Annotated in this window: 1 protein-coding gene; it reads left to right on the top strand. The window is 66.4% G+C overall.

Going from position 1 to position 429, the window contains the following annotated elements:
* Positions 1 to 429 (top strand): integrase core domain-containing protein (locus tag B2J89_RS21830; protein WP_169170870.1); only part of this gene is annotated, 429 nt, incomplete at both ends.

The raw sequence follows: 429 nt of genomic DNA on the forward strand, positions 1-429 counted from the left end.
AATGCGACTCGGGCCAGACCGTCACAGCGACGTTCACGAAAGACTGCTGCGACCGCGAGATCGTGGCGTACCGGGCGTGGGAGGGCAAGGGGTTGCCGGGCGAGCCGGTGCGCGAGATGCTCATCGAGGCTGTGGAGAAGCGCTTCGGCAGTGTCGAGGGTGTGCCCGGCACCCACACATTGGAGTTCCTCTCGGGCAACGGAGGCGCCTGCATCGCGGCCGAGACGCGGCAGATCGCCCGGCAGCTGGGCCTCAAGCCCGTGAACACGCCGGTGTGCAGCCCGCAGAGCAACGGCATGGCCGATAGCTTCGTCAACACGTTCAAGCGCGACTACGTAGCACGCATGGACCTGGCCGACGCGAGAACGGCGATGGCGCAGATGGCTGCGGCCTTCGAACACTTCAACGAGGTGCATTCGCACACGGCGC

The sequence above is a fragment of the Acidovorax sp. SRB_24 genome, assembly GCF_012931925.1.